The sequence below is a fragment of the Actinoplanes sp. NPDC048791 genome (assembly GCF_040650095.1).
Classification (GTDB): domain Bacteria; phylum Actinomycetota; class Actinomycetes; order Mycobacteriales; family Micromonosporaceae; genus Actinoplanes.
In genome coordinates, this window is the sequence record NZ_JBEZGQ010001122.1 from 1 (window position 1) to 2551 (window position 2551).

The 2551-nt window shown below is 72.6% G+C and carries 2 protein-coding genes; one reads left to right on the forward strand and one right to left on the reverse strand.

Annotation, left to right across the window (positions count from 1 at the left end):
- Positions 1-110 precede the first annotated feature (110 nt).
- On the forward strand, positions 111-878 hold the full coding sequence (locus AB0C29_RS43085; RefSeq protein WP_360833388.1) for a S16 family serine protease: 768 nt from the start codon (positions 111-113) through the stop codon (positions 876-878).
- Between the two features lie 270 nt (positions 879-1148).
- Here AB0C29_RS43085 and AB0C29_RS43090 read toward each other — a convergent pair.
- On the reverse strand, positions 1149-2551 hold a 1403-nt coding region (locus AB0C29_RS43090), incomplete at its 5' end, for a CocE/NonD family hydrolase (RefSeq protein ID WP_360833390.1).

Here is a 2551-nt window from a genome sequence, read left to right on the forward strand (position 1 = left end):
GCCGCGACCATCGGCGGGTCCGGCACCGCGGTGGCCTGGGCGGTGGCCGCGGGCCTGGCCGGCGTCACCGGTGTGCTCCTGCTGACCCCGGCATCGTTACGCTCCCGGGCATGAGACGTCGTGGCGTAGCGCTCGTCGCGGGTGCGGTGGTCACCGTGCTGCTGGGCGCCGGGATCCGGTTCTGGCCGCTGCCGTACGTGGTGCTGGAGCCGGGGCCCACCGTGGACACGCTGGGCCGGCACGAGGGTGCGCAGGTCATCGCGGTGAGCGGCGGCAAGGCGTCCGACTCGGCGGGGCAGTTGCGGCTGACCACCGTACTGGTGGACACCGAGGTCGGGCTGCGGGAAGCGGTGCAGGCCTGGTTCGACGGTGACCGGGCGGTGGCGCCGCGCAGCCGGGTCTACCCGGCGGGGCAGAGCGCCGAGCAGGTCGACCGGCGCAACGCCGAGCAGTTCGCCTCGTCGGTGGGCAACGCGGAGAAGGCCGCTCTGCGCGTGCTGGGCTCTCCGTCCGGGCAGGTCAAGATTCAGATCGACGTGGACGAGATCGGCGGGCCCAGCGCGGGGCTGATGCTGACCCTGGGCATCATCGACAAGCTGACCCCGGCCGATCTCACGGGCGGGCGGATCATCGCCGGCACCGGAACGGTCGACGAGGCGGGCGGGGTCGGGCCGATCAGCGGCATCCCGCAGAAGCTCCTCGGTGCCCGGGCGGCGGGGGCTGAGCTGTTCCTGGTGCCCGAGGGGAACTGCGCCGAGGCGCTCCAGAACGCGGTGCCCGGGCTGGCCACGGCCAAGGTCGCAACGGTCGACGAGGCGCTGGCAGCGATGCGGACGTTTGTGGCCGGGGGAGCCCCTACGCCCTGCGCTGCCGCTTGAGCGGCTGCTCGCGTGCGTGGCCGCTTGAGCGGCTCCTTGCGGGCGTGGCTGTTTGAGCGGCTCCTTGCGGGCTTGGCCGCTTGATTGGTTCCTCGCCCGCCCGGCCGGCGCCGGCGGGGTCCAGGCTTCGGCCCGACGGGTTTCCTCCCGATTCCGCGCACCCCAGCCGCGACGACAGCAAACCAGGTTCCTAGGATGCCTAGGCGGTTGTGGCGCCGACCGCACGAGCTCCGGCGCACCGAGGTGGCGAGCGCCGGGAGCCGCTGCGGACTACTTCAGGGGCAGGTCGAGGTAGGAGCCGCCGCCGATCGTGACTGTGTCGTCCGGGGCGTTCTCGTCGTAGTACAGGGGATCGACCGTGTCGACGACCAGGGTGAGGGAGTGGCCGGCCGGCAGGTCGAATGCGGTAGCCGGCAGGGCGAGGTCCACACTGCGGTGACCCCCGGCGGTGCCGAGCCACGTCGTCGGGGCGTGAGTGATCAGTCCTGCGTTGCCGAGTGCGTCCAGGTCGTACAGGTAGGCCACGAGCGTGCCCCGCGGCGCCGTTCCGCTCAGTTCGAGGTGGAGTTTCGGGATGCCGCGGATCCGTTGCGGCGTCGCCGGGCGTGCGGCGGCCCAGACGCCCGCGCGGGCCCGGCTGACCGTCGGCAGCCAGATCTTCGGTTGCTGGCCGGTGAACGCCGCCAGCCCGTTGGTGATGAGCACGGCCCCGCCGTCCGCCGTGGTGTTCGCGTCCGTCGGGATGGTCTTGGTCCACCCGGTGCTCGGTGCGCCGCCGAGCAGGCCCGTTCCGTCCAGCTTGCGGATCTGGCCCAGGCCGTAGCGGCGGGTCGACGCGTCCAGGGCACCCCACGCCGCGTAGCTCTCGGTGCCCGCGTTGTACGGCTTGATCAGCACCGGCGGTTCGGCGGCGATGCCGGTGTCGACGCCGGCCAGGTACTGGTCGAACCAGCGGAACACGCCGGCCCAGACCTCGTTGTCCAGGCCCAGGATGCCGGTGAGCTCGGCGATCGCGTGGTCGCCGGGGCGCAGTTCCAGGCGCTTCGGCCCGGTCAGCCGGCCGAAGAAGTCGACCAGCTGATTCGGCGGGAAGAACGAGTCGCCCCACGCATTGGCCATCAGCACCGCCGGACGGTTCGCGTTGATGGCGTCGACGTAGGTGGCTGCCGAGCGGGTCCGGGACCAGGCCAGCACCTCGTCGACGTTGCGGTTGGCCGCGAAGTCGCCGAGTTTGCCGGTCAGCTCGGGGCCCGGGTGGCCGAGCAGATCGGCGGCCACCTTCAGGAGCCCGGGGGCCTGCCGGTGCCGGGTCGAGTCGGCGTACAGCGAGTGGCTCAGGTCGGTCCAGCCGCTCATCATGGCGACCGCCCGGATGCGCCGGTCGAACGCCGAGCCGAGCAGGCTGAGCCCGGCGCCGTAGGAGATGCCGGCCGCGCCGATGCGGGCCGGGTCCGTGGCGGTGTTGGCGATGGTCCAGTCGATGACCGTGGACAGGTCGGCCATGTCGGCGGGGCCGGCTGTGTTGATCTCTCCGCCGGAGAACCACCAGCCGCGGGGCGTGTAGGACACGACGACGTACCCGCGGGCGGCGAGGATCTTCGCCTGGGCCAGGTATTCCAGGTCGTTGAGGCCCCAGCTGGACGGCAGCACGACGGCCGGGTAGCGCCCGGCCG

Bases quoted from the DNA above. Each gene is read 5' to 3' on its own strand.
- AB0C29_RS43085 (WP_360833388.1), top strand. From the start codon at position 111: ATGAGACGTCGTGGCGTAGCGCTCGTCGCGGGTGCGGTGGTCACCGTG.